This window comes from Streptomyces sp. NPDC002076, assembly GCF_053593835.1.
Map to the genome: position 1 here is coordinate 360134 of NZ_JBSFDI010000005.1, position 25339 is coordinate 385472.

The 25339-nt window shown below is 72.7% G+C and carries 23 protein-coding genes, 1 tRNA gene and 1 pseudogene; 14 read left to right on the forward strand and 11 right to left on the reverse strand.

Features of this window, described 5'->3' with window-relative positions:
- Positions 1–40: 40 nt before the first annotated feature.
- The 3 genes from mgrA to ACWCQS_RS13775 all read left to right on the forward strand — a co-directional run bounded on the left by mgrA (position 41) and on the right by ACWCQS_RS13775 (position 2118).
- On the forward strand, positions 41–1084 hold the full coding sequence (mgrA, locus tag ACWCQS_RS13765; RefSeq protein WP_451004619.1) for an L-glyceraldehyde 3-phosphate reductase: 1044 nt from the start codon (positions 41–43) through the stop codon (positions 1082–1084).
- A 161-nt stretch (positions 1085–1245) separates the two neighbouring features.
- Entirely contained in the window at positions 1246–1428 is a 183-nt protein-coding gene (locus tag ACWCQS_RS13770; protein ID WP_451004620.1) for a hypothetical protein, read from the forward strand.
- A gap of 66 nt (positions 1429–1494) precedes the next feature.
- Entirely contained in the window at positions 1495–2118 is a 624-nt protein-coding gene (locus ACWCQS_RS13775; protein WP_451004621.1) for a DedA family protein, read from the forward strand.
- Positions 2119–2137: 19 nt separating this feature from the next.
- Here ACWCQS_RS13775 and ACWCQS_RS13780 read toward each other — a convergent pair whose 3' ends face one another.
- The 4 genes from ACWCQS_RS13780 to ACWCQS_RS13795 form a co-directional block, all read right to left on the reverse strand.
- Entirely contained in the window at positions 2138–2977 is an 840-nt protein-coding gene (locus tag ACWCQS_RS13780; protein WP_451004622.1) for a GAF and ANTAR domain-containing protein, read from the reverse strand.
- Complete coding sequence (locus ACWCQS_RS13785; RefSeq protein WP_451004623.1) at positions 2916–3326, reverse strand: STAS domain-containing protein; 411 nt, start codon at positions 3324–3326, stop codon at positions 2916–2918. Before ACWCQS_RS13785 ends, ACWCQS_RS13780 begins: the two co-directional genes overlap by 62 nt.
- 249 nt (positions 3327–3575) lie before the next feature.
- Positions 3576–5372 carry an MFS transporter gene (locus ACWCQS_RS13790; RefSeq protein ID WP_451004624.1) on the reverse strand — a complete coding sequence of 599 codons (1797 nt, stop codon included), beginning with the start codon at positions 5370–5372 and terminating at the stop codon, positions 3576–3578.
- Positions 5369–5791, reverse strand: coding sequence for a MarR family winged helix-turn-helix transcriptional regulator (locus tag ACWCQS_RS13795; RefSeq protein ID WP_451004625.1), 423 nt, complete (start codon positions 5789–5791; stop codon positions 5369–5371). Before ACWCQS_RS13795 ends, ACWCQS_RS13790 begins: the two co-directional genes overlap by 4 nt.
- A gap of 158 nt (positions 5792–5949) precedes the next feature.
- Between ACWCQS_RS13795 and ACWCQS_RS13800 the strand changes: the two genes are divergently transcribed.
- The 6 genes from ACWCQS_RS13800 to fdh all read left to right on the forward strand — a co-directional run bounded on the left by ACWCQS_RS13800 (position 5950) and on the right by fdh (position 14283).
- Positions 5950–6123 carry a CsbD family protein gene (locus ACWCQS_RS13800; RefSeq protein ID WP_450987480.1) on the forward strand — a complete coding sequence of 58 codons (174 nt, stop codon included), beginning with the start codon at positions 5950–5952 and terminating at the stop codon, positions 6121–6123.
- A gap of 258 nt (positions 6124–6381) precedes the next feature.
- Entirely contained in the window at positions 6382–6828 is a 447-nt protein-coding gene (locus ACWCQS_RS13805; RefSeq protein WP_451004626.1) for an ATP-binding protein, read from the forward strand.
- Positions 6829–7079: 251 nt separating this feature from the next.
- The gene (locus ACWCQS_RS13810; protein WP_451004627.1) at positions 7080–8096 is read left to right on the forward strand and encodes a 4Fe-4S dicluster domain-containing protein; all 1017 of its coding nucleotides are present in this window, start codon (positions 7080–7082) and stop codon (positions 8094–8096) included.
- Positions 8093–9106 carry an NrfD/PsrC family molybdoenzyme membrane anchor subunit gene (gene nrfD, locus ACWCQS_RS13815; protein ID WP_451004628.1) on the forward strand — a complete coding sequence of 338 codons (1014 nt, stop codon included), beginning with the start codon at positions 8093–8095 and terminating at the stop codon, positions 9104–9106. The genes ACWCQS_RS13810 and nrfD overlap by 4 nt, the downstream gene beginning before the upstream one ends.
- 180 nt (positions 9107–9286) lie before the next feature.
- Positions 9287–11071 (forward strand): MFS transporter, encoded by a 1785-nt coding sequence (locus ACWCQS_RS13820; protein ID WP_451004629.1) that lies wholly within the window; start codon positions 9287–9289, stop codon positions 11069–11071.
- On the forward strand, positions 11023–14283 hold the full coding sequence (fdh, locus tag ACWCQS_RS13825) for a formate dehydrogenase (protein ID WP_451004630.1): 3261 nt from the start codon (positions 11023–11025) through the stop codon (positions 14281–14283). The genes ACWCQS_RS13820 and fdh overlap by 49 nt, the downstream gene beginning before the upstream one ends.
- 5 nt (positions 14284–14288) lie before the next feature.
- Here the strand turns inward: fdh and selD are convergent, their stop codons facing one another.
- Complete coding sequence (gene selD / locus ACWCQS_RS13830) at positions 14289–15308, reverse strand: selenide, water dikinase SelD (RefSeq protein ID WP_451004631.1); 1020 nt, start codon at positions 15306–15308, stop codon at positions 14289–14291.
- 37 nt (positions 15309–15345) lie between these two features.
- Between selD and ACWCQS_RS13835 the strand changes: the two genes are divergently transcribed.
- Positions 15346–15438: transfer RNA gene (locus ACWCQS_RS13835), tRNA-Sec, on the forward strand.
- Positions 15439–15521: 83 nt separating this feature from the next.
- Here ACWCQS_RS13835 and ACWCQS_RS13840 read toward each other — a convergent pair.
- Both ACWCQS_RS13840 and selA read right to left on the reverse strand, forming a co-directional pair.
- A pseudogene (locus tag ACWCQS_RS13840) lies at positions 15522–17216 on the reverse strand (GTP-binding protein); the annotation flags it as partial.
- Complete coding sequence (gene selA, locus ACWCQS_RS13845) at positions 17216–18505, reverse strand: L-seryl-tRNA(Sec) selenium transferase (RefSeq protein ID WP_451004732.1); 1290 nt, start codon at positions 18503–18505, stop codon at positions 17216–17218. The pseudogene ACWCQS_RS13840 and the gene selA, both read right to left, overlap by 1 nt.
- 464 nt (positions 18506–18969) lie before the next feature.
- Here selA and ACWCQS_RS13850 point away from each other — a divergent pair, with 464 nt between their 5' ends.
- The gene (locus tag ACWCQS_RS13850) at positions 18970–19347 is read left to right on the forward strand and encodes a hypothetical protein (RefSeq protein WP_451004632.1); all 378 of its coding nucleotides are present in this window, start codon (positions 18970–18972) and stop codon (positions 19345–19347) included.
- A 13-nt stretch (positions 19348–19360) separates the two neighbouring features.
- Here the strand turns inward: ACWCQS_RS13850 and ACWCQS_RS13855 are convergent, their stop codons facing one another.
- The 3 genes from ACWCQS_RS13855 to ACWCQS_RS13865 all read right to left on the reverse strand — a co-directional run bounded on the left by ACWCQS_RS13855 (position 19361) and on the right by ACWCQS_RS13865 (position 21805).
- Positions 19361–20401: an MASE1 domain-containing protein gene (locus ACWCQS_RS13855; RefSeq protein WP_451004633.1), complete on the reverse strand. Its 1041-nt coding sequence runs from the start codon at positions 20399–20401 to the stop codon at positions 19361–19363.
- Positions 20402–20533: 132 nt separating this feature from the next.
- Entirely contained in the window at positions 20534–21364 is an 831-nt protein-coding gene (locus ACWCQS_RS13860) for a PP2C family protein-serine/threonine phosphatase (protein WP_451004634.1), read from the reverse strand.
- A gap of 120 nt (positions 21365–21484) precedes the next feature.
- A complete protein-coding gene (locus ACWCQS_RS13865) occupies positions 21485–21805 on the reverse strand; it encodes a hypothetical protein (protein ID WP_388629464.1) in 321 nt (106 codons plus the stop codon).
- A gap of 221 nt (positions 21806–22026) precedes the next feature.
- Here ACWCQS_RS13865 and ACWCQS_RS13870 point away from each other — a divergent pair, with 221 nt between their 5' ends.
- Positions 22027–22230, forward strand: coding sequence for a hypothetical protein (locus tag ACWCQS_RS13870; protein ID WP_451004635.1), 204 nt, complete (start codon positions 22027–22029; stop codon positions 22228–22230).
- Positions 22227–22364: a hypothetical protein gene (locus tag ACWCQS_RS13875; RefSeq protein ID WP_451004636.1), complete on the forward strand. Its 138-nt coding sequence runs from the start codon at positions 22227–22229 to the stop codon at positions 22362–22364. Before ACWCQS_RS13870 ends, ACWCQS_RS13875 begins: the two co-directional genes overlap by 4 nt.
- A 66-nt stretch (positions 22365–22430) precedes the next feature.
- On the opposite strand, the gene ACWCQS_RS13880 is transcribed toward ACWCQS_RS13875, so the two are convergent.
- Positions 22431–23645: a hypothetical protein gene (locus tag ACWCQS_RS13880; RefSeq protein WP_451004637.1), complete on the reverse strand. Its 1215-nt coding sequence runs from the start codon at positions 23643–23645 to the stop codon at positions 22431–22433.
- Positions 23646–23829: 184 nt separating this feature from the next.
- On the opposite strand from ACWCQS_RS13880, the gene ACWCQS_RS13885 reads away from it, so the two are divergent.
- On the forward strand, positions 23830–25275 hold the full coding sequence (locus ACWCQS_RS13885; protein WP_451004638.1) for a glyceraldehyde-3-phosphate dehydrogenase: 1446 nt from the start codon (positions 23830–23832) through the stop codon (positions 25273–25275).
- Positions 25276–25339: the final 64 nt, after the last annotated feature.

A 25339-nucleotide genomic window follows, 5' to 3' on the forward strand; every position in this document is an offset into this window, starting at 1 on the left:
CGGAGGGGCGACCCCTACGGCACCACCCGGAGAAGACCCGATGACCCACGTCGCGGACCCCGCACGCTACGACGGCGCCATGCGCTACCGGCGCACCGGACGCTCGGGGCTGGACCTGCCCGTCCTGTCCCTGGGCTACTGGCACAACTTCGGCGACGACCGTCCCTTCGAGACCCAGCGCGAGATCGCCCTGCGCGCCTTCGACCTGGGGATCACGCACCACGACCTGGCCAACAACTACGGTCCGCCGTACGGAGCGGCCGAGCAGAACTTCGGCCGGCTGCTGAAGCGGGACCTCGCGCCGTACCGGGACGAGCTGGTGATCTCCACCAAGGCCGGCTGGGACATGTGGCCCGGCCCCTACGGGCAGGGCGGCGGCTCCCGGAAGTACGTGCTGGCCTCACTGGACCAGTCGCTGCGCCGGATGGGCGTGGACTACGTGGACATCTTCTACTCCCACCGGCTGGACGCCACCACGCCGCTGGAGGAGACGATGGGGGCGCTCGACACGGCCGTACGCCAGGGCAAGGCGCTGTACGTCGGCATCTCCTCCTACGACGCGGAGCGCACCCGGCAGGCGGCGGCGATCCTGCGCGAGCTGGGCACCCCGCTGCTGATCCACCAGCCGTCGTACAGCATGCTCAACCGCTGGATCGAGACCGACGGTCTGCTGGACGCGGCCGAGGAGGAGGGCTTCGGGGTCATCGGCTTCACTGCGCTCGCCCAGGGCCTGCTGACCGGCCGCTACCTGGAGGGTGTGCCGCAGGACTCGCGGGCGGCGCGCGGCACGTCCTTCGACGCCTCCTGGCTGACAAACGACATGCGGCAGCGGCTGCGCGCGCTGAACGACATCGCGGCACGGCGCGGTCAGACGCTGGCACAGATGGCGCTGGCCTGGGCCTTGCGCGATGAGCGGGTCACCTCGCTCGTCATCGGCGCCTCCCGCACCGAGCAGCTGGAGCAGAACGTCGCCGCGCTGGAGAACCTGAGGTTCGACGCGGAGGAGCTGGCCGAGATCGACAAGTACGCGACCGACGGCGGCGTGGACCTGTGGCGTGAGGCGCGGCTGGGCCAGCTGGGCTGACACCGGGCGGGTGGTCCCGAGGGATGAGGTGGGCCCTCTGTGACATTCGTCACAGACATCCGGAATAAAGCCGACATAATGGACGTCCTATGGACAGCGTTGTCAACGCGGACGACAGCGCCCTCAGGTTCACTCGCGATGTCCAAGGAGCCGCTCCCCTCATGGCACACGGAGCCCACCGCAGCCCCCTCCTGCCTCCCCGTCCCGACCTGAGCCTCGCCCGCGACTGCGAGGTGTGCCTGGGCTGGGGCACCGTGGTCACCCGCGACGGGGACCACGAACTGTGCCACATGTGCCAAGGCCTCCCGGCCGACGACGAGGGCGCCTTGCGCTCCGACTCGTAGTCCCCGCACCGGCCCGCCGTCCACGACGCAACCGGCAGGCTGATCGCGACGACGTACCGTGGAGGCATGGCCGCCCCTCCCCTGCCTGGTCCGCTGGCGCATCTCGCGCCGCTGCTCGGGCACTACGGCTACTGGGCCGTGGGGGCCGTGGTCCTGGTGGAGGACTTCGGAGTGCCCGCGCCGGGCGAGACGATCCTGCTGGCCGCCGGGGTGTACGCGGGCGCGGGACGGCTGAACGTGGTGGCCGTGGCGGTCATCGCGTTCGTCGCGGCCGTCGTCGGGGACAACATCGGCTACGGCATCGGCCGGTGGGGCGGACGGGCGTTCGTGCACCGGTGGGGAAGATACGTCTTCCTGACGCCGCAGCGGTTCCAGGCGGCTGAGGAGTTCTTCGGCCGGCACGGCGGCAAGATCGTGACCGTGGCCCGGTTCATCGAGGGCCTGCGCCAGGTCAACGGCATCATCGCCGGCACCTCGGGCATGCACTGGCGCCGCTTCCTCGCCTTCAACGCGCTGGGCGCCGCCCTCTGGGTCGGTCTGTGGACGACCCTGGCCTACCTGGTGGGCAGCCACATCACGACGGTCTACGACGAAATCTCGCGGTACCAGGTCTACGTCCTCGTCGCCCTCGGCGTGCTGATCGCCGCCCTCGTCGTACGGCACTGCGTACGGCGGCGCCGCGAGGTGTGATCCGCCCCGCTCCGGCCGCTCAGCCTCCCCCGGTGCCCTGGGCGTGCAGGTACTCCAGAGCGTCCTGCACCACGGTGCGCCGGTACCAGGACCGCCATGCGGCCAGCTCATGGGCCAGGCGGTCCAGATCGGCCGCCTGACCGGGGTGCAGCCATGCGCCCGGTTCGACGCGGTGCAGCGTGATCACGCCGTTGCAGTCGCCGCTGGCCGTCGTCATCGGCACACTGTGCAGCGCGCGGCTGCCCACCGCCAGCGCCGCCCGGCCCACCGGGTGAGCGGCCAGTCCGGGATCCGCGGCCACGTCCGCCACGGTCACCGGCCGGCCCTCGGCCTGCGCCCGCGCGCACACCGCGGGCGGTCCGACCACCAGCGCGAGGCAGTCGCGGTAGGCGGCGTCCAGTCCGTGGTGGGCCTCCAGCACCAGCGCCTCCTCCTGCACCTTGTCGATCAGATGGATCTCGGCCGCGTCGGCGTCCCCCAGCGTCACGACCGCGTACAGGGCCGCCCGCAGCACCTGCCGCCGGTCCCGCGGGTCGACCGGGCCGGCCTGCGGCAGTCCCAGGGCGGGCGGCGGGGTGCGCCGGCGACCGGGGAACCACAGCTGTGCCGTCAGCGGCGGCGGCGCGGTCACCACGGCCGAGGCCACCACCCGCAGCGGCACGTTGCAGTGCTGGGAGGCCGCGCGCAGCAGGGCGAAGGCGTCAGCCGGTGCGGGCAGGAGGTAACGGGCGATCAGGATGCCCTGGGCCATGCCGATGATTCCGCCGGTGCGGGCCTTGGCCCGCAGGCCGAAGACCTCACCGGGAGTGCCCTCGGCCTGGGTACGGCTCGGTCTGCGGGGTCCGGCTCGCGCACGCACCGCTCACGGTGGCGAAGGCCCCCTCCAGAGTCGGGTACAGCCGGATCCCCGGCAGGGGCGTCGTCGTGAGCACGCGGCGGACCTGAGGGGTGGCTCCGGTGACCAGGACCGGGCCGGCGGCGCGGTGCCGGGTGTGGAGGTCGAGGGCGTGCACCGCCGTGCTGCTCACATGGCGCACACCAGACATGTCCAGGACAAGCTGCAGGCCGCGCTCGTCAGCCCGCCGCAGCCTCAGGTCCAGCTCACGGCCGAGCACCCCGGCGCCGTGGGCGTCGAGAGTCCCCGACAGTCGCAGCACCATCGCCTGCTCGGTCACCGGCTGCACGGTGACCGCGGCTTCTCCTGTCACAGGGCCTCAGCCACCGACATCGGCTCGCAGCCCCCGCGTTGCTGTGCGCTGCTTCCTCCACCTTGTTCCCTCGCGTCACGGAAAGGCAAGCAACCCTCCCCGCGCGTTGAGGCTTTGCCCTGGCAGGAGGGCGCACACTGGAGAGAAGACCGCGGCCCGAGGTCGATGGTCCGGGGCTCCCTCGGTTCGGAGAAGTGCTGGGGGAGCTTCGCCGTGTCCGGCCCTCCTGTCGCCCACCTGCTCCGCCGTCTAGGGCGAGGTGCGCGTGGGCCGGGCCTTCTCCATGTGGTCCGCCGCCCTCGCCTGCCGGGTGTCGTCGACGGCGCGCTCGTGGCCGCCGCGCAGAGCGGAGGCGAGCGCGGAGACCAGGGCCATAGCTGCGGCCACGCCGAAGACGATGGTCAGGCCGTGGTGGAAGGGCCCGGAGACCAGCTCCGGGAAGAAGGTGTGGCCGGTCAGGGTGGCCCGCTGGGCGGCGGTCAGATGGTCCAGCGTGCCGCTGTCGCCGAGCAGATGGCCGATGGGGTTGTCGCCGAGGAACGTGGCGAACAGGGTGCTGACGGGCGGAAGTGCGGCCACCTCGTGCGCGGTCGAGGCGGGCACGCCGTGCGCCTGGAGTCCGCTGCCCAGCGTCTTCGGCAGGGTGCCCGCGAGACCGGAGACCATCAGCGAGAAGAAGACGCCGATGGACAGGGCCGTACCCGAATTCTGGAAGGTGGAGCGCATCCCGGAGGCCACACCCCGGTAGCGGGCGGGCACGCTGCCCATGATGGAAGAGGTGTTGGGCGAGGAGAACATGCCCTGGCCGAGGCCGTTGAGCAGCAGCAGCGTCGCGAAGACGCCGTAGTCGAAGTTCACGGGGAGGGCCAGCAGGCCGAGGAAGGACCCGGCGACGACGACCAGTCCGGCGGTGGAGAAGAGGCGGGCGCCGAAGCGGTCGGACAGATAGCCCGACACCGGCCCGGCGACCAGGAAGCCCAGGGTGAGCGGCAGCATGAAGATGCCGGCCCACAGCGGGGTGTCCGCGAAGTCGTAGCCGCGCAGCGGCAGCCAGATGCCCTGCAGCCAGATGATCAGCATGAACTGCAGTCCGCCGCGGGCGATCGCGGTGAGCAGGGCGGCCAGGTTGCCGGCCGCGAACGCCCGCACCCGGAACAGCGACAGCCGGCACATGGGCTCCGCGACCCGCGTCTCGACCAGGCAGAACACCAGCAGCAGGAACACGCCGCCGACCAGGCCCGTGAGCACCCAGGGGTTGGTCCAGCCGGTGGGGTGGCCGCCGTAGGGCTGGATGCCGTAGGTGATGCCCGCGAGCAGGATGCCCGCGCCCGAGGCGAAGGTGAGGTTGCCGAGCCAGTCGATCCGGCCGCGCCCGCCGGCCGAGGTCTCGCGCAGGCTCAGGTACGACCACACGGTGCCGGTGACGCTGACCGGGACGCTCACCCAGAACACCGCACGCCAGTCGACCGTGGCCAGCAGGCCGCCGGCGAGCAGGCCGAGGAACTGCCCGGCGAGCGCGGTGATCTGGTTGATGCCGAGGGCCGTGCCGCGCTGCCGGGCCGGGAAGGCGTCGGTGAGGATGGCGGCCGAGTTGGCGGTGAGCATGGAGCCGCCGAAGGCCTGCACGATCCGCCACAGGATCAGCCACAGCGCACCCGCGCCGGCCCGGAACGGGTCGAGGGACAGGGCGACGGAGGCGCAGGCGAAGACCAGGAAGCCCAGGTTGTAGATGCGGACCCGGCCGAACATGTCGCCGAGCCGGCCGAGCATGACCACCAGCACCGCCGAGACCAGCAGATAGCCGAGGATCATCCACAGCAGATAGCCGATGTTGCCGGCCGCGAGCGGGTCCAGGCCGATCCCGCGGAAGATCGCCGGCAGCGAGATGATCACGATGGAGGCGTCCATCGTGGCGATCAGGACACCGAGGGTGGTGTTGGAGAGCGCGACCCACTTGTAGCCGGGGCCGGGGGGCGTGTCCCTGAGGCGGGCCGATCGGGCGAGGAGGCGGCCGCGTATTCCCCCAGCGGGCGCGGGGCCGGTCACAGCCGTTCCGCCAGTCGGTCGAGCAGGGGCAGCACGTCGTACAGGGCCTGCCGTTCCTGCGGGGTGAACTCGTCCAGGGCGTGGGCGAGATGGCTCACGGACTCGGAGCGGCGCTGCTCCAGCATGGTCCGTCCCTCCTCGGTGATGGAGACGATGGCCCGGCGGCCGTCGGCCGTGTCGGGGGTACGGCTCACCAGTCCGCGCTGTTCGAGCCCGGCGAGGGTACTGGCCATCGCCTGCGGCCGGACGCGTTCCAGTTCGGCGAGCGAGCCGGGCGAGTCCGGACCGGTACGGGCCAGCCGGGCCAGTACCGACACGCCGGACAACGTCACGTCGCCGACCGCGTGTGCCTGGCGCAGTCGGCGGACGATCCGGCCCATGGCCAGCCGCAGTGCGGCGGCGAGTGCGACGGTGTCCACGATTACTAACGATAGGTTTATCAGTCTGGACTGTTCAACCAAGGGTAAGTAATTAGGCCCGCACTGGCGAGTATGTCGGCAATTTCCTGTTTGGGTGGCTGCACAAGGGCAAACCGACTGGGGACCGGACCCCGCACAACGTTGGGATGTGACACCCGGTGGCAGGCAGCCAGAAGGCAAAGGGCAAGAAGGAGCAGGCCAAAGGGAGGGCCAAGGAGGCCATGGGCCGCGCCGTCGGCAACGAGCGGATGGAGGCCGAGGGCCGTATGGAAGGCGCGCGCGGCGACGCCCGGCAGGCCAAGGAGAAGGGCAAGGACACCTTGAAGCACTGAGCCGCCTTCAGCACCGAGCCGCGCCGGATCGACGGCTCCTCCGATTCCGAACGGGTCCGGGAGATCCAGCGGTTTCCCGGACCGTTCCGCCGTCCGCGCACCCGGTCCGCGGCCCTGCGACCAGGGGTTCATGGGCAACCGGAGGATTCGCGGCGCACGTCCCCTTGACCGCCGGTTCAGCGGGTATCCGCGCAGGGACGGGAGGATCCCGTCCGCACAGGAAGGGCCACTGGCACCGCACGAAAAGGGCAACGACGCATGGACATCCCGCTCGGGACGCACACCAGGACGCAGGCCCGCCCCGCGCCCCTGCGCCACAGCCGCACCTGGGACGACGCCGTGGCCGGCGTCGGGGACGCCAGGGACGCCGTCGCCGCGCTGCTCGCGGGTGTGCGCCCCGCGCCCCCGCGGCGCTCGGTGCAGGATGCCCGGCTCGTCGCCAGCGAACTCGTCACCAACGTGGCCAAACACGCGCCCGGTCCGTGCACCCTGAGCCTGGAAGTGCTGCCCGAGGCCGGCGCCCTGCGCATCACGGTGTCGGACACCTCCACCGACCCGCCGCGGCGGCACCCTCCCGATCCCCGCCGCGTCGGCGGGCACGGGCTGCACCTCGTCGCGATGCTCTCCCGCGCCCTCGAAGTGACCTGGCTGCCCCACGGCAAACGGATCACCGCCACCGTGCCGCTCACCGCCGAGGAGCCGTGATCGGGCCGACCAGGTCGGTGTGGTGTCGCCGTACGACCGGACGCAGCCGGCGGCGGCCAGGTCCACCGCGCGCCCACGAGCGGGGCGTACGCACGCAGCAGCGCGGCCGCCGTTTCGGACGCGCGGAGCCGGGGCACCCGTGCCAGGCTCGAAGGGGAACACCGAGAGTGAGCGATCCAGCACGGGCCGAAGGCGAGCCCGCCCGCCGTCAGCAGCACCCCGTATGACAGGACGTGTGAGGAGGTACGGCGATGAGGGACGGCGACGAGGCCCGCGGACATCTGTGGTACGGCCCCCAGCCGGACGTGGCCGGGGACTCCGGATACCCGGACGCCCCGCCGAGGATGGGCTTCTTCACCGACACCTCGGTGTGCATCGGCTGCAAGGCCTGCGAGGTGGCGTGCAAGGAGTGGAACGCCATCCCGGAGGACGGTCTGGTCCTGACCGGCATGTCGTACGACAACACCCAGAGCCTGGGCGCCGACACCTGGCGGCATGTGGCCTTCATCGAGCAGCGGGGGCCGTTCGGCGGGCAGGAACCCGGGATCGCGCACGAGGACGTCGACGTGTTCGCCGCCGCGGCCCGCCTCGGCACCGATGCCTCCTCCCCCGGCCCGGGCACCACCACTCCCCCGCCCGGGCAGGCCCCCGAGGGCGCGCCCGCCGGGCAGATCTCCCCCCTGTCCCCGGACGGCCGCACCGAGCTGCGCTGGCTGATGTCCTCCGACGTGTGCAAGCACTGCACGCACGCCGCCTGTCTGGACGTGTGCCCCACCGGCGCGCTGTTCCGCACCGAGTTCGGCACGGTCGTCGTCCAGGAGGACATCTGCAACGGCTGCGGCTACTGCGTGCCCGCCTGTCCCTACGGCGTCATCGACCAGCGCAAGGACGACGGCCGGGTGTGGAAGTGCACGCTGTGCTACGACCGGCTCGGCGTCGGCATGGAGCCCGCCTGCGCCAAGTCCTGCCCCACGGACTCCATCCAGTTCGGCCCGCTGGACGAGCTGCGGGAGCGGGCGCAGGCCCGGGTGGCACAGTTGCACGCGGCCGGCGTGACCGACGCACGGCTGTACGGCGAGAGCCCGGACGACGGGGTCGGCGGCGACGGCGCGTTCTTCCTGCTGCTGGACGAGCCGGAGATCTACGGCCTCCCGCCCGATCCGGTGGTCACCACCCGCGATCTGCCCGACATGTGGCGGCACGCGGCACTGGCCGCCGGCACGCTGCTCGCCCTCGCCCTGGGCAGCTTCGCGAGGAGGCCGCGATGAGCGAGTCGGACGTCACCCGGGACGGCGTTCAAGGCGCACGGCCCGGCAGGGAGGCGCCCACGGGCGGAGGCGGGGGGCGCCGCCGGCATCGGCGCGGGCGGGGCGAGCAGCCGATGGTTCCGGACGCCGCCTTCTCGTCGTACTACGGCAAACCGGTGGTGAAAAGGCCGACATGGAAACCCCTGGACATCGCCGGATACCTGTATCTCGGCGGTCTGGCCGGGGCGTCCTCGCTGCTCGCGGCCGGCGGCCAGGTCACCGGGCGGCCGGGGCTCGCGGCTCCCGCGAAGCTCGGGGCCGCCGGGGCCATCTCCCTGTCGCTGGCCGCGCTCGTCCATGACCTGGGCAGGCCGGCCCGGTTCCTGAACATGCTGCGCGTCCTGAAGCCCACATCCCCCATGAGCGTGGGCTCCTGGCTGCTCACGGGGTACGCGCCGCTGACGCTGACCGCCGCGGCGACTGAGGTGGCGGGCCGGTACCGGCTGCTGGGCACGGCCGCGACAGCGGCCGCCGCCGTCCTCGGCCCGGCCGTGGCCACGTACACGGCGGTGCTGCTGTCGGACACGGCGGTGCCGTCCTGGCACGAGGGCTACCGCGAGCTGCCGTTCGTCTTCGCGGGCTCCGCCGCCACCGCGGCCTCCGGCCTGGCCCTGGTCGCGGCCCCGACCGCCCAGACGGGGCCGGCCCGCCGGCTGGCCGTGCTCGGTGCCGCCCTGGAACTGGGCGCGTTCCAGACGATGAAGCGGCGCATGGGCCTGACCGCGGAGCCCTTCGAACAGGGCAGGCCACGCCTGCTGCTGCGTGCGGCACGGGCGCTTACGGCGGGTGGCACCGCCCTCGCCCTGTGCTGCGGGCGGGACCGGCGCCTGGCTCTGGCGGCCGGAGCGGCGCTGCTCACCGGCTCGGCGGCCCTGCGCTTCGGTGTGTTCCACGCCGGGGTCGCCTCCGCGGAGGATCCGAAGTACACCGTCGTACCGCAGCGGGAGCGGCTGGAGCGGCGCGGCCGCTGACGGCGTGACCACCGGACGGGCGGCATGGACCGTGCCAGAGGTGCCGGTGTCGTGTGCGTCCTCGGTGTTCGCGGCCTGCCGACGGCACGGCGCGGTGTGTGCTCCGTGCCCCGTGGGGAACTTGGTCCGCCCCGGGGCGGCGCCGGTGATCCGGGGCCGGGGCCGGCGAGAGGAGCCCATGTGACAGCGTCGGGGTCAGCGGCGGAGGGCCGGCACCCGGGCGCCCACGAGGCCGGATACGAGCCGGATCCGCAACGGTGGCGGGCCCTGTGGGTCACCTTGGTGGCCGGCTTCATGAGCCTGCTGGACGTGACGATCGTGGCGGTCGCCCTGCCCACGATCCAGCGCGAGCTGCACGCCTCCCCCGCGCAGGTGCAGTGGGTGGTGTCCGGATACGCCCTCGCCTTCGCCCTGGCCCTCGTCACCGCCGGCCGCCTCGGCGACGCGCTGGACCGGCGCCGCATCTTCCTGCTGGCCCTCAGCGGTTTCGTGATCTTCAGCGCGGCCTGTGGAGCGGCGCCCGGCATCACGGCGCTGGTGGTGGCCCGGCTCGCCCAGGGGCTGACGGCGGGCTTCATGGCCACGCAGAACTCCGCGCTCATCCAGCAGATGTTCCGCGGCGCCGAACGCGGCCGCGCCTTCGGCTTCTTCGGCGCCACCGTCGGCATATCGGCCGCGACCGGCCCCATCACCGGCGGCGCCATCCTCGCGCTGGCCTCCGGCGCCCAGGGCTGGCGGTGGATCTTCTACGTCAACGTCCCCATCGGCATCCTGGCCGTCCTCCTCGGCCGCCGCCTGCTGCCCCGGACGCGGCGGTCCGGTCGGGGACGCGTGGACCTGCCCGGCGTCCTGCTGCTCGGCCTCGGCGTCCTCGCGGTGATGTTCCCGCTGGTCCAGGCGGAGTCCGGTGGCATCGGGCGCGTGTGGTGGCTGCTCCTCGTCGGCGTGGCGATCCTCGCCGTCTTCGCCCGGTGGCAGCGCCGCCTCGTCGCGCGGGGCGCCGAGCCACTGCTCGACCCGCGCCTGTTCACCACCGTGCGCGGATACGCCGTCGGCGCCGGAGTCGGCACCCTGTACTTCATCGGGTTCAGCGGTGTCTGGCTGGTCTTCGCGCTCTCCTACCAGCACGGTCTGGGCTTCTCCCCCCTCCGGTCCGGGCTCGCCGTGACTCCCTTCGCCCTGGGCTCGGCGGGCGCGGCCGTGGTCGCCGGCCGGCTGGTGGACCGCTTCGGCCGCCTGCTCACCGTGTGCGGCCTGACGGGCGTGATCGTCGGCCTCGGGGGCACCGCGCTGCTGCTCCGTCTCGCGCCCCTCGGCATCGCGCCCTGGCTCGCCGCCCCGGTGCTGTTCCTCGGCGGCGTCGGCAGCGGCTGCGTGGTCTCCCCCAACATCACCATGACGCTGCGGGACGTGCCCGTGCGCATGGCGGGTGCGGCGGGCGGCGCCCTGCAGACGGGGCAGCGGCTCGGTGCCGCGGTCGGCACCGCCGCCCTGCCCGGCTTCTTCTACCTGGTGCTGGGCAGGAGCCACGACTACCGCGCCGCCCTGGTCACCGCGCTGGGCGCCGCCCTCGTCGGCATGGCGGCGTCACTCGCCCTCGCGACATCCGACTGGCGACGCGACCGGCGCACACGCCCCCCGCACCGGAAATGCCCGGATCAACTCCGGACGCGGGGAGGGCAGGGCGATCCCCTGCTACTCCTGTTGTTCCCGATTCGCCCAGGACACCAGCCAGGCCCTCCGCCGAGTGGCGCAGACAGCGGCCCGGGTCGTCGAGGCGGGGCCGGGTGGGGGAGACGACCGGGAGCCGCCGGGTCCGTTTGGCCCCGCCCGGCCGGGGTACTCCCCGCCGACGCAAGAGATGCCGTGACCGCGCGCATGCGGGAAGATCGAGGGACCGAGCGGGAGGAGTGGCTGTGGGCGTGCGCACCTGGATCGACTCCTGGCCGGTCTACCGGCAGTTGACGGGCACCGATCCGCTGGGCCGGGGTGCCGCGGCGAAGAGCGGGCGCAGCGAGCGGCTGGAGCCCCGGGTGGCCAGGGCCGACCGGGTGGTGAAGTCCGTCTGCCCGTACTGCGCGGTGGGCTGCGGCCAGAACGTGTACGTCCAGAACGGGAAGGTCACCCAGATCGAGGGCGACCCTGACTCCCCGATCTCGCGCGGCCGGCTGTGCCCCAAGGGCGCGGCGAGCCTGCAGCTGACCACCGGGGACGCCCGCGAGCACCAGGTCCTCTACCGGCGTCCGCACGGCACCGAGTGGGAGCGCCTGGACCTCGACACGGCGATGGACATGATCGCCGACCGGGTGATCGAGGCGCGCCGGGCGGGCTGGCAGTGGGAGGTCGACGAGACCCGCACCCGGCGCACCCTCGGCATCGCGAGCCTCGGCGGGGCCACGCTCGACAACGAAGAGAACTACCTGATCAAGAAGTTGTTCACGGCGCTCGGCGCGATCCAGATCGAGAACCAGGCGCGCGTTTGACACTCCTCCACCGTTCCCAGTCTGGGAACCTCGTTCGGACGCGGCGGCGCGACCACCTTCCAGCAGGACCTGCAGAACGCGGACTGCATCGTCATCGAGGGCTCGAACATGGCCGAGTGCCATCCGGTCGGGTTCCAGTGGGTGATGGAGGCCAAGGCGCGGGGCGCGAAGGTGATCCATGTCGATCCGCGGTTCACCCGCACCAGCGCGCTGGCCGACCTGCACGTACCGCTGCGCGCGGGCACGGACATCGCCTTCCTCGGCGGGATCATCAACTACGTGCTGGAGCACGAGAAGTACTTCCGCGACTACATCGTGGCCTACAGCAACGCCCCGGTGATCGTCCGGGAGGACTTCGGGGACACCGAGGACCTGGCGGGTGTTTTCTCCGGCCTGGACGCCGTGAACCGTTCCTACGACAACGGCAGTTGGCAGTACGAGGGCACCGAGATCCAGGCGGCCTCCGGGGAGCGCGACCAGGAGTACGAGAAGCGCACCGGCCGCGGCAGTTCGGTGACCGAGGCGGCACGGGGCGAGGCGCACGGGGCCGGCGGCGCGGTGATCCCCGAGGGTGAACCGGAGCGCGACGAGACACTGGCTCATCCGCGCTGTGTCTTCCAGGTGCTCAAGCGGCACTACGCCCGCTACACACCGGAGATGGTCGAGGAGATCTGCGGGGTGCCGCGGGATCTGTTCCGGCAGGTGTGCGAGCTGGTCACGGAGAACTCCGGCCGCGACCGGACGACGGCCTTCGCCTACGCGGTCGGCTGGACCCAGCACACGGTCGGCGTGCAGTACATCCGGGCGGCCTGTGTGCTGCAGACCCTGCTCGGCAACATCGGCCGGCCGGGCGGCGGCATTCTCGCGCTGCGCGGACACGCCTCCATCCAGGGCTCCACGGACATCCCGACCCTGTTCAACCTGCTGCCGGGCTACATCCCGATGCCGCACGCGCACCAGAACCAGGACCTGGACGCCTTCGTGGAGGCCGACGCGGCCCACAAGGGCTACTGGGGCAACATGCGCTCGTACCTGGTGAGCCTGCTCAAGGCCTACTGGGGTGACGCGGCGCGGGCCGACAACGACTTCTGCTTCGACTACCTGCCCCGGCTGACCGGCAGCCACTCGACGTACGAGACGACGATGGCCCAGCTGGAGGGCACCTGCAAGGGCTACTTCCTCTACGGCGAGAACCCGGCCGTGGGCAACGCCAACTCCAAGCTGATGCGGCTCGGCATGGCGAACCTGGACTGGCTGGTCGTCCGGGACTTCTCGCTGATCGAGTCGGCGACCTGGTGGCTGGACGGGCCCGAGATCGAGACCGGTGAGCTGCGCACCGAGGACATCCGCACCGAGGTGTTCTTCCTGCCGGCCGCCGCGCACACCGAGAAGGACGGCAGCTTCACCAACACCCAGCGGCTGCTGCAGTGGCACCACCAGGCGGTCGAACCGCCCGGCGAGTCGCGCAGCGACCTGTGGTTCACCTACCACCTGGGGCGGATCATCCGGGAGAAGCTCGCCGGGTCCACCGACGAGATGGACCGGCCCGTGCTCGACCTGGCCTGGGACTGTCCGACGCGGGGCCGGCTCGCCGAACCGGACGCGGAGGCCGTCCTCGCCGAGATCAACGGCCACGACGCCGAGGGCAATCCGCTGTCCTCCTACGAGGAGCTGAAGCCGGACGGCTCGACGTCCTGCGGCTGCTGGATCTACTGCGGTGTCCGCGCCGACGGCGTCAACCAGGCCGCCCGCCGCAAGCCCGGCCGGGAGCAGGACTGGGTTGCCGCCGAGTGGGCGTGGGCCTGGCCCGCCAACCGGCGGATCCTCTACAACCGCGCCTCCGCCGACCCGCGGGGCAGGCCCTGGAGCGAGCGCAAGGCGCTGGTGTGGTGGGACCCGGAGAGGGGCGAGTGGTCCGGGCACGACGTGCCCGACTTCAAGAAGGACAAGTCGCCCGATCACGTGCCGCCCGAGGACGCGACCGGTCCGGCAGCGCTGTCCGGCACGGACCCGTTCATCATGCAGGCCGACGGCAAGGCCTGGCTGTACGTGCCGTCCGGACTCACCGACGGCCCGCTGCCGGCCCACTACGAGCCGCAGGACTCGCCGTTCCCGAACCTGCTCTACGACCAACAGCACAACCCCGTACGGCAGTTGCTGCCCACGCTCCCCGACAACCGCTATCAGCCGAGCGGCGACGAGCCCGGCTCGCAGGTGTTCCCGTACGTGGCCACCACCTACCGGCTCACCGAGCACCACACGGCGGGCGGCATGTCCCGCTGGCAGCCGTATCTGGCCGAGCTGCAACCGGAGTTCTTCTGTGAGGTCTCCCCGGAGCTCGCGGCCGAACGCGGCCTGGAGCACACCGGGTGGGCGACGATCGTCAGCGCTCGCGCGGTGATCGAGGCACGGGTGCTGGTGACGGACCGGATGGCGCCGCTGAGGGTGCACGGCCGCAGACTGCACCAGGTGGGGCTGCCGTACCACTGGGGTCCCAACGGCTACAGCACCGGGGACGCGGCCAATGAGCTGCTGCATCTGTCCCTGGACCCGAACACGCACATCCAGGAGTCGAAGGCGTTCGCCGTGGACATCCGGCCGGGGCGCCGGCCCCGGGGTCCGGCGTCGGTGGAGCTGGTGCGGGCCTACCGGGCCCGGGCGGGCATCGACGAGCACACGGGAACGGAGCCGTAGCCGCCCTACCTGAGGACGATCGAGTGGGACCCGCGCGGCACCAGCTCCCCCACCACCGGCGCGCCGGGCACCTCGCCTGCGAGCAGCAGCCCGCCGGAGGTCTGGGCGTCGGCCAGCAGCAGCCGGGTGTCGGCGTCGGCGTCCCCGAAGTCGGTGTGCGGGGCGACCCATTCGAGGTTGCGCCGGGTGCCGCCGCTGACGTATCCGTCCCGGACGGCCTCCCGGGCCCCGTCCAGGTACGGTACGGCGGCGGTGTCGACCACGGCGGTCACCCCGGAGGCCCGTGCCAGCTTGTGCAGATGGCCGAGGAAGCCGAACCCGGTCACGTCGGTGGCACACCTGGCCCCGGCGGCGAGGGCGGCCTCGGCGGCGTCCCGGTTGAGCGCCGCCATGGTGGCGACGGCCTGCTCGAACCGCTCACCGGTGACCTTGTGCCGGTTGTTCAGCACGCCCAGACCAAGCGGCTTGCTCAGCGACAGCGGCAGCCCGGGCCGGCCGGCGTCGTTGCGCAGCAGCCGCTCGGGATTGGCGAGACCGGTGACGGCCATGCCGTACTTGGGTTCCGGGTCGTCGACGCTGTGCCCGCCGCCGACATGGCAGCCGGCCTCGGTGGCGATGTCCAGGCCGCCGCGCAGCACCTCGCGGGCCAGGTCGAAGGGGAGCCGGTCGCGCGGCCAGGCCAGCAGGTTCACGGCGAGCACCGGCCGGCCGCCCATCGCGTACACGTCCGACAGCGCGTTGGCGGCGGCGATGCGTCCCCAGTCGTAGGGGTCGTCCACGACCGGGGTGAAGAAGTCGGCCGTGCAGACGACGGCGGTGCCCCGGTGGGTGACCACGGCGGCGTCGTCGCCGGTGGAGAGCCCGACGAGTAGCGGCGTGTCGCCCCCGGCGAGCTGAGGCACGGTCAGCCCGGCGACCACCTCCTCCAGCTCTCCGGGCGGGATCTTGCAGGCGCAGCCGCCGCCGTGCGCGTACTGGGTGAGCCGGACGGGCGCCGGATGGATCGGCGGGGATGTCGATGTCATGGCGGCGGTCTCCTGGGGCAGTAGCCTGACGAGCGGTGGAGGCGTGTGGGTGCCTGGTGGCCCTCCCGGTCTTCAAAACCGAGGGGCCCGAGGATCTCGGGCCGGCGGGTTCGATTCCCGTCCGCCTCCGTTCACCGCGTCCGTACGGCAGCGCCGACGCTGGTCGTCGACGCGCTCGGTGTGGCCCCGGGCGTCCAGGAACTCCAGCAGAGGTACGGCGACCCGCCGGGTGGTGTCCAGCGCGCGCCGGGCCTCTTGAAGCGTGAACGGCTGGGGCAGGGTGCGGAGCACGGCGGCGGCCTCGGTGTCGGCGCCGGGCAGCAGCACGACACCGTCGGCGATCCGCAGCAGCGCACCGGCCGTGACGGCGGCTGCCAATGCCCTGCGGTCCAGGCCGAGTTCGGCAAGCCGACCGGCCTCAGGGGCACGGAAGGGCGTACGGGTGAGGTCCTCGCGTACGGCGTCCACGGCGGCGCGGACGGGCGGGGGCAGGCCGGGGCGGTGGTCGCCGGAGGAATACAGCCGTCCTTGCCCGCTGCGGATTCGGGGCGTGGCGTCGGCCAGGGCGTCGACGAGGCCCCGGTCGGGCAGGCCCAGCAGCCGGCGGGCCGCCTCGGCGGGCAGACCCGGCTCCAGCGGGTGTTCCCTCGCGTACCGGTCGACCTCGCCGGCCAGCCGGTCCTTGAGCGCGGTCCAGTACGTGTCGTCCGCCAGCCAGTCGCCCGCGACGGGTTCGGCGGGGGCCGGGAAGCCCATCGCCAGCAGGTCGGCGCGCCGGATCAGCCCGCGGCGGCGCAGTTCGGCGGCGCCGTCGGGGCGGCCGGTCAGCTCCGCGAGTTCGGCGGCGCGGGCCCGGCCGGCGCCGCGCCGGGTCAGCCGGGGCGGTCGTACGTCGAGGACGGTGGCCCCGCAGGGCATGCGGCTGCCGCCCGGTTCGCGCAGCACCGCACGGTCACCGACCCGCAGCGGCACGCCCCGGGCGAGGGTGAGCCGCGCGGTGTCCTCGCCGAGCGGGCGGACGGTGACGGGCACGGCGGCGGTGCCGATGTGCAGGGTGACCGAGCGGGGCAGGTCATGGGCCGGCTCGCCGGTGACCCGTACGTCGAGCACCGCGCAGCCCAGCCAGCGGTCGGGGGTCAGCAGGACCTGTCCCCGGCGCAGCCCGTCGGCGCCCCGGCCGTGCACATTGACCGCCACCCGGGCCACCCCGCTGACCGCCGTCCGCTGCTGGTGCAGCGTCTGCAGCCCGCGCACCCGGAGCACGGCCGAGCCGTCCCCGGTGACCAGCCGGTCGCCGACCCGCAGGGTGCCCGCACCGAGCGTGCCGGTCACCACCGTGCCGTGTCCGCGCACGGTGAAGGCCCGGTCGAGCCACAGCCGTACGTCGGCGTCGGGGTCGGGATCGGTCAACTCACCTGCCAGCCGCGCCAGTTCACCGCACAGCTCGTCCAGTCCCGCACCGGTGACCGCGCTCACGGCGACCGCGGGCACCTTGCCCAGTGAGGTCTGGGCCAGCCGGTCGACGGCGTCGGTGCGTACGGCTTCGGGATCGGCGAGGTCGCTGCGGGTCACGGCGAGGACGGCGTGCCGGACGCCGAGGGCGTCCAGGACGGCCAGGTGCTCCTCGGACTGGGGTTGCCAGCCCTGGTCGGCGGCGACCACGAACAGCACGGCGGGCACCGGTCCGACGCCGGCCAGCATGGTCGGCACGAAGCGTTCGTGCCCGGGCACGTCGACGAAGGCGAGGTGGTCCGCGTCCGGGCCGAGCCGCGTCCATACGAAGCCCAGGTCCAGGGTGAGCCCGCGGCGCCGCTCCTCCTCGTAGCGGTCGGGCTCCATGCCGGTGAGGGCTCGTACCAGGGCGGACTTGCCGTGGTCGACATGGCCGGCGGTGGCGAACACCCGCATCACATCCGCCTCTCCACTCGCGGCCGGGCGGACCGCACGGCATCGGCCAGCCGTGCGTCGTCCTGCTCGGGCACCGCGCGCAGATCCAGCAGGCAGCGGCCCCCCTCCAGCCGTCCGACGACGGGGACCGGGCCGGTGCGCAGCGCGGCGGCGTACGGCTCGGGCAGGGAGAGCGCCGCGCTGGGCAGGGTGACGCCGGGGGCGCCTCCGCCGCCGACGGTGGCGGTGGAGGCGACGGCCCGTACGTCGATGCCGCAGGCGGCGAGAGTGCCGGCGAGCCGGTCGGCACGGGCTCGCAGCCCGGCCGGGTCGGCGGTAAGGGCGAGGGCGGTCGGGGTGGGCGGTCCGGTGAGGGTCGCCTCCAGGGCGGCCAGGGTCAGCTTGTCGACGCGCAGGGCGCGGGCCAGCGGGTGCCGGGCGAGGCCGCGGACCAGGTCCTTCTCGCCCAGCAGCAGCCCGCACTGGGGACCGCCGAGGAGTTTGTCGCCGCTCGCGGTGACGAGGGCGGCGCCCGCGCGGAGTTCGGTGTCGGCGTCGGGTTCCCCGGGCAGCGCCGGATGCGGGGCGAGCAGTCCGGAGCCGATGTCGACGACGACCGGGACGCCGAGACCGGTGAGTTCCGCGGTCCCGGCGGACCGGGTGAAGCCGGTGATGCGGAAGTTGGACGGATGCACCTTGAGCACGAACCCGGTGTCCGGGCCGAGGGCGGCGGCGTAGTCGGCCGCGGCCGTGCGGTTGGTCGTGCCGACCTCGCGGAGCCGGGCGCCGGTCGAGACGAGCAGGTCGGGCAGCCGGAAGCCGTCGCCGATCTCCACCATCTCGCCCCGGCTGACGACGATCTCCCTGCCGGCCGCGAGGGCGGTGGCGGCGAGCACCAGGGCGGCGGCGCCATTGTTGACGACGTGCGCGGCCCCGGCGGACGGTACGCGCGCGTGCAGGGCGGCGAGGGCGGAGCGGCCGCGGCGGGCGCGTACCCCGGTCGCCAGGTCCAGTTCCACGTCCGTGGGCCCGGCGGCCTCCTGGACAGCCTGCCGAGCGGCGCCCGACAGCGGGGCCCGGCCGAGGTTGGTGTGCAGCAGCACCCCGGTGGCGTTGATCACGGAGCGCAGTCCGCTCGCCGTACCGGGCAACAGGGCCACGGCCGCCTCCGGCACCTGCTCGGGCAGGATGCCGCCCGCCCGGGCCCGCTCCTGCGCGGCGCGCACGGCAGCCTTCACCACACCGGCACCGAGCCGGTCCACCGCGGCCGACAGCCGGGGGTCGCTCAGGAGGTGGTCGGTGCGCGGGATACGCCGGCGGGCGTCGGTGCTCTCGGGTGACCGTGCCGCGTGGTCCGGTCGTCGTTCGGCGCGATCCGGTGATCGTAGGGCGCGATCCGTGGGCCGTTCGAAGTGGTCCGGTGGACGTTCGGCGCGATCCGGTTGGCGTTCGGCCCGATCCGACGGCCGTACGGCGCGATCCGCCCGCCGTTCGGGGTGAACCGTCGGCGGTTCGGCATTTTCCGGTGGTCGTTCGGCGTGATCGGGTGGTCGTGCGGTCGTGCCGTCACGTCCTTCCGCGCGGGTGGCGTCGGGCCCGGCCGCTCCGGTGTGCCGGTCCGCCGCGTTCGCCGTCCGCTGCTCCATCCGCGCCTGTCCCTCCGGTCCGGCCCGGGCCCGTCCGGCCCCACCCATCGTCCCCCAGTGCCCCGGACCGGCCGTTCGACACGCCGGAGGGGTGTGGCGGCGGCCACCGCCCGGGTACTCGGCGCGGCATGAAGGACAAGGACCGCATGCACGACAACGGCCGTTCGCACGGCGAGGACCGCGGCCGACAGGGCGAGAGCGCGACGGCCGCCGAGCGGGCCGCACGCCGGCAGCGCGAGGCGGAGCGCGAGCGTGCCTCCGCCCAGCCGTTCGAGTACCCGTACCCGGAGCGCCGGGCCGGGATCAGGGCCCGGCGCCATGTGAGCGAGGCCGAGGCCGCCGCGGACATGCCACCGGGTATCCCGGGCGGCTACGGCACGACCGGCGGGGGTCAGCCCGGTGCCACCGGGGCCGCGCACCCGACTCCCCGGGACATCAGGTCACGCAAGCGCTCGGCGGAGCCGGGCAGCGACGACGAAGGACCGGTGAACCGGTCCGACCGGTGACACGGAACCACCGTTACGGTGGTGCGGTCGGCCGGGGCCGGCCGTCCGCGCCGTCGGCACCCCCGGCGTCGTCGGCGTCCCGCTGTGCCCGGGGCGGTGGGGCCTCGCCGGCGGTGAGGTGTTCCAGGACCTCGACCAGTTCCTGGCAGGCCTTCTCCACCGAGCTGCGGGTGTTGCGCTGCTCGGTGATCAGCGCGGACAGCAGGAGCGCGGTCAGGGCCATCGCGCCGTTGAACGCCTGGAGCTTCACCATGATCTCGATCCGGCTCAGCCCGGCGAAGGCCCCGGCACGGTCCGTCGCCGCGACCGTGGCCACCACGGACATCAGCAGCGCGGACAGCATGCTGCCCACGAGCTGGAAGCGCAGGGCGGCCCAGATGAGGAGCGGGTAGACGAGGTAGAGCGCGCCGATCGAGCTGTAGACGGCCAGGGGCACGAGCAGGAATGTCACGGCGGCCAGCGCGGTCGCCTCCTTCCAGCGCCCCAGGGGCAGCGGCCGGCGCGCGCCGTGGAGCGACAGCAGCAGCGGGGTGACGAGCAGCACGCCCATGGCGTCGCCCACCCACCAGGCCAGCCAGACGGGCCAGAAGCTCTCCATGTTCAGCTTGTCCATGAGGACGAGGAGGCCGACGCCGACGGTCGAGCTGATCAGCATGGCGGTCAGCGCGCCCAGGAACACCAGGGCGACGCCGTCCTTCAGCCGGCCGAGATCGGTGTGGAAGCGGGCCCGGCGCAGCAGGAGCGCCGCGCACACCGGTGCACAGGTCTGGCCGGCGAGCGTGCCGAGCACCTCGATACGGGGCGTGGTCAGGGACAGCACGGCGAACAGGGCGCCGATCGTGATGCCGGGCCAGCAGCGCAGGCCGAGGATCAGCAGGGCCGCGACGGCGACGCCGGTCGGCGGCCAGATGGGGGTGACGACGGCGCCCTCGACGGAGAGTTCGCGCAGGAGTCCGAGCCGGGCCGCGGCGTAGTAGCAGGCCGCGACGGCCAGTACCTGGACGGCGTAGCCGCCCGGCCGGCGCAGATCGTCGATACTCACCACAGCAGCCATCTCACACCGGCGGCCCCGGCTCGGCGAGGCGAGAGCCGGTGCGGTCCGGCCCTATGGCTGAATCACGGGACCGGTGCCGACCGGCCCGCTCCGCCCTCCGGCACCGGTGTCCACCGTGGTGGGCCACACGAGTCACGGATGGTTTCCGGGACCCTCCAGGCCCACGACGAGGACGGCCGCGTCGTCCTCGTGGCCGACGCTCTCGGCGCCCTTGATCACGGCGGCGGCCAGCGCGTGGGCGTCCAGGCCGGCGACGGCGGCGATACCGGCGAGGCGGACCACCTGGTCGAGGCCGTCCTCCATGTTCAGCGAGGGGCCCTCGACCACGCCGTCGGTGAGCAGCACGAACACGCCGCCCGTGGTGAGCCGGTGCCTGCTCACCGGGAACTCCATGCCCGTGTCGATGCCGAGCGGCGGCCCGCCCTCGTCGTCGACGACGCCGGACTTGCCGTCCGCCGTGGCCCACACGAACGGGATGTGGCCGGCCCGTGCGCTCTCCAGCACTCCGCTGGCCAGGTCGAGGCGCATGAAGGTGCAGGTGGCGAACAGTTCACCGCCCAGCGCCAGCAGCAGGTCGTTGGTGCGGGCGAGGAGTTCGCCCGGCTCGCTCGTCACGGAGGCGAGGGCGCGCAGCCCGGCCCGCACCTGGCCCATGAACGCGGCGGCCTCGATGTTGTGCCCCTGGACGTCGCCGATGGCCAGTCCGATCCGCCCGTCGGGCAGGGCGAACGCGTCGTACCAGTCGCCGCCCACGTTCAGGCCGAGGTTGGCCGGTGTGTAGCGGACGGCGAGGTGCAGGCCCGGTGCGGTGGGCAGGTCGCGGGGCAGCATGCCGCGCTGCAGGGCGATGGCCAGCTCCACCTGGGTGCGCTGGAGCTCCGCGCGCTCCCGTGCCTGGGCGGTGAGCGAGCCGAGTCTGGCCAGCAGCTCATCGCCTTCGTCCGTGGAGCGCCTGCGGGGCATCGATCACTTCCGGCGGGGCGGTGGCCGTCCCTGGCCGGCCGCCTGAATTTTCGGCAAACGCCTAGATTTTACCTATATCGGATGATCTCGCTCTGCGAGCGGCCGCGGTACGGCTCCCCGTCAGCGCACCTCGGAGTCGATCCCGGTGATCACGGCAGGCCCGAGTGGCGCGCTCCGCTCGTCCAGTCCCGCGTCCCGGAGGGCGGAGCCGGCGAGCCGGCGGGCTTCCTGTTCGGCGTGCGGGCCGGTGTCCGCCTCGACGGTCAGTCGGAGGGTGAAGGTGTTGTCCTCGTTGACTCGGAGCACGTCCAGGCCCTCGGCGCTGCCCATCCGGGTGCCGTGCGGATCCGCGGGGCTGAGCGCCCTGGCCAGGCGGGTCCGGGTGTCCGTCCCGATGTCCGCGGTGAAGGTGCCGGGGACGCTGATCACGTAGGTCGTCATGACGGTCCTTTCCTCGGGCGTCCCCCCGCCTACCCCGATTCACGGCCTTCGCACAACGCCGTCCCTCCCCCGTTCGGCCTACGTGCCCGTGTCGCGGCCGGAGCCGCGCCGGGCCGAAGTGGATGATTACGGCTGGATGTCCGATGCCGGCTTGCCTCACCGGCCGTGTCCCTCGCAGGCACATCCGAGTTCATGCCGTCCGGACTGGTGCCGGACATCGGGTGGGACCCCCCGCTGTACTCACCACCCACTTCGGCGTGCTGCTGGCCACGCGGGTGCTCGGCGCGCCGGCCGACGCCGGTTTCCTGGCCGTCGGGCTGCTGTCCGGGCCGACACGGACCCCGATCGCGCGGTCGGTGCCGGGCGGCCCCGGTAGTGCCGTACGTGCCGAACTGCGGTGCCGCGCCGGCCCCGGCCGCTCGTGACGCTGTGCCTCGCCTCGCTCGTGAACGGCGCCACTTTCCGTACCTTTACCTACCTCTCACCGCTCGTCACGGACGTGACCGGCCCGGTGCCGGGGGTGCCGGCGCTGTTCGGCGCCGGCGCCTTCGCCGGGTGAGGGGGCTGCACCCTGGGCGTCGTACGTCGGCGGGAGCGGCAGCCCGCGTGAGGAGCAGGTGGTGGCTCACAGCGGGGAGTGGGCCACCACCGTCACGAAGGCGCCGAACAGCAGGGACACGACGGTGAGGCCGGCGTAGACGACCACGGCGTGGGCCGGCCGGACCCGCCAGGTCCGGGTCAGCGCCCGGGCCATGGGGATGAGCAGCGGGAAGGCGGGCAGCAGGAACCTCGGCTTGGAGGAGAAGGAGCCGGAGCCGCCGACCACGAGCAGGACCAGGATCCCGGCGAAGACCACCAGGGCGAGAGGGGCGCGTTCCAGGCACAGCAGCGCGAACAGCAGCACTCCGGCCGCGACGATCACCAGGGCCGCGGGATAGACGGCACCGCCCCCGTGCAGCAGCAGGGCCTTCGTGAAGCGTGCCGAGCCGACACCGAAGTCGAACCGGGAGTCCCAGGCGCTCTGCACCTTGAAGTAGCCGCCGAGCAGGTCTCCCGTCTGGCTGCCCACCCACAGCACATAGCCGAGCCAGCCCAGCGGGGCCAGCACCGCACCGGCCCACACACTCGCCGGGGCCCGGCCGCGCTGCCGCACGACCTCGTACGCGGCCGCGATGCAGACGGCCCCCGCCACCGCGAATCCGCTCGGCCGGGACAGGCCCGCCAGCGCGGCCAGTGCACCGGCCCACAGCCAGCGGCCCTTGAGCACGCAGTACAGGGACCAGACGGCGAGGGCCGCGAACAGCGACTCGGTGTAGGCGATGGTCAGTTCGACGGAGTGCGGCATCGCGGCCCACAGGGCGACCAGCGCGGTGGCGACCCCGCGCCCGTAGAGGTGGTGGCCGATGGCGTACACGCCGTACGCCGCCACGCCCGCGGCGATCCAGGAGATGAGCAGCGCGGCCTGGCCGGGGGTGAACGGCAGGACCGTGGTCAGCGCCCTGATCAGCCCCGGGTACAGCGGGAAGAACGCCCAGTCGCTCTGGACGGCGCCCTGCGGGGTGATCCAGATCTTGTGGCCGTAGCCCTGGGCGGCGATGTGCAGATACCAGCGGGAGTCCCAGGAGTGGGCGAGGCTCTTGACGAGCGGATGCCCCCGGACGGCGTTGGTGATGATCACCAGGAGGATCCCCGCGAGCCGGACGGCCGCGAACAGGGCGAGGGCCGGGAGCGCCCCCTCGGGAATTCCACGCCGGGTGATCCAGGGCAGGGTCGGAGGGCGCAGGGGCCGGGACGGGGACAGGGCGGCCGACTCGGGACGCGGTACTGAGGAGGTGCTCACTCTCTTGACCTTGGGCACGCCAGGTAAGACGGGCAATCCACGACTCGGGTTTCTTACGGACTTCCACCCTGATTCAGGAATCGGTCAAGGAATGGGTGCAAATCCCTTACTTCACCACCCCCGGAGGGAGCACTTGAGGGGTGTGGTTACCATATGAGCGCTCCCTAGCTCGAAAGATGGATCCGTGACTGTCAACGACGACTCGTTCACCAACTGGAAGATCCGCGAGGAGATCGCGGAGTCGATGATCCCGCTCATCGGGAAGCTGCACCGCGAGCGGGACGTGACCGTCCTGCTGCACAGCCGCTCCTTGGTGAACAAGTCGGTGGTCAGCATCCTCAAGACGCACCGCTTCGCCCGGCAGATCGACGGCGAGGAGCTGTCGGTCACCGAGACGATGCCGTTCCTGGAGGCCCTGACCGCCCTCGACCTCGGGCCCTCCCAGATCGACCTCGGCATGCTCGCCACGATGTACAAGGCCGACGAGCGTGGTGTGAGCGTCGAGCAGTTCACCGCCGAGGCCGTCGCCGGTGCCACCGGTGCCAACAAGATCGAGCGCCGTGAGCCGCGCGACGTCGTCCTGTACGGCTTCGGCCGCATCGGCCGGCTCGTCGCCCGCCTGCTGATCGAGAAGTCCGGCTCCGGCAACGGTCTGCGGCTGCGCGCCATCGTGGTGCGCGGCGGCGGCGCCCAGGACATCGTCAAGCGCGCCTCGCTGCTGCGCCGCGACTCCATCCACGGCCAGTTCCAGGGCACGATCACCGTCGACGAAGCCACCAGCACGATCGTGGCCAACGGCAACGAGATCAAGGTGATCTACGCCGACGACCCGTCGCACGTGGACTACACCGAGTACGGCATCCGGGACGCCATCCTCATCGACAACACCGGCAAGTGGCGCGACCGCGAGGGCCTGTCCAAGCACCTGCGCCCCGGCATCGAGAAGGTCGTGCTGACCGCGCCGGGCAAGGGCGACGTCCCGAACATCGTGCACGGCGTCAACCACGACACCATCAAGCCCGACGAGCAGATCCTGTCCTGCGCCTCCTGCACCACCAACGCGATCGTCCCGCCGCTGAAGGCGATGGACGACGAGTACGGCGTGCTGCGCGGTCACGTGGAGACCGTCCACTCGTTCACCAACGACCAGAACCTGCTGGACAACTACCACAAGTCCGAGCGCCGTGGCCGCTCCGCGCCACTCAACATGGTGATCACCGAGACCGGTGCCGCCTCCGCCGTGGCCAAGGCGCTGCCGGACCTCAAGGCGAAGATCAGCGGCAGCTCGATCCGGGTCCCGGTGCCGGACGTTTCCATCGCGATCCTCAACTTGCAGCTGGCCCGCGAGACCACCAGGGAGGAGGTCCACGACTATCTGCGCGAGGTGTCGCTGACCTCGCCGCTCAAGCGCCAGATCGACTTCATCACGGCGCCCGACGCGGTCTCCAGCGACTTCATCGGCTCGCGCCACGCATCGATCGTGGACGCCGGCGCCCTCAAGGTCGACGGCGACAACGCCATCCTCTACCTCTGGTACGACAACGAGTTCGGCTACTCCTGCCAGGTGGTCCGGGTCGTCCAGCACGTCTCGGGCGTGGAGTACCCGACGTACCCGGCGACGGCGGTCTGATCCGCTTCGTCGACACGTGTACGGCCGCCGACCGGGGTTTCCGGTCGGCGGCCGCCCTGCTGGG

Bases quoted from the DNA above. Each gene is read 5' to 3' on its own strand.
- nrfD (WP_451004628.1), top strand. From the start codon at position 8,093: ATGAGCGAGTCGGACGTCACCCGGGACGGCGTTCAAGGCGCACGGCCC.
- ACWCQS_RS13810 (WP_451004627.1), top strand. From the start codon at position 7,080: ATGAGGGACGGCGACGAGGCCCGCGGACATCTGTGGTACGGCCCCCAG.
- ACWCQS_RS13775 (WP_451004621.1), top strand. From the start codon at position 1,495: ATGGCCGCCCCTCCCCTGCCTGGTCCGCTGGCGCATCTCGCGCCGCTG.
- selD (WP_451004631.1), bottom strand. From the start codon at position 15,308: ATGACATCGACATCCCCGCCGATCCATCCGGCGCCCGTCCGGCTCACC.
- ACWCQS_RS13770 (WP_451004620.1), top strand. From the start codon at position 1,246: ATGGCACACGGAGCCCACCGCAGCCCCCTCCTGCCTCCCCGTCCCGAC.
- ACWCQS_RS13860 (WP_451004634.1), bottom strand. From the start codon at position 21,364: ATGCCCCGCAGGCGCTCCACGGACGAAGGCGATGAGCTGCTGGCCAGA.
- ACWCQS_RS13855 (WP_451004633.1), bottom strand. From the start codon at position 20,401: ATGGCTGCTGTGGTGAGTATCGACGATCTGCGCCGGCCGGGCGGCTAC.
- ACWCQS_RS13850 (WP_451004632.1), top strand. From the start codon at position 18,970: ATGAAGGACAAGGACCGCATGCACGACAACGGCCGTTCGCACGGCGAG.
- mgrA (WP_451004619.1), top strand. From the start codon at position 41: ATGACCCACGTCGCGGACCCCGCACGCTACGACGGCGCCATGCGCTAC.
- ACWCQS_RS13865 (WP_388629464.1), bottom strand. From the start codon at position 21,805: ATGACGACCTACGTGATCAGCGTCCCCGGCACCTTCACCGCGGACATC.
- ACWCQS_RS13805 (WP_451004626.1), top strand. From the start codon at position 6,382: ATGGACATCCCGCTCGGGACGCACACCAGGACGCAGGCCCGCCCCGCG.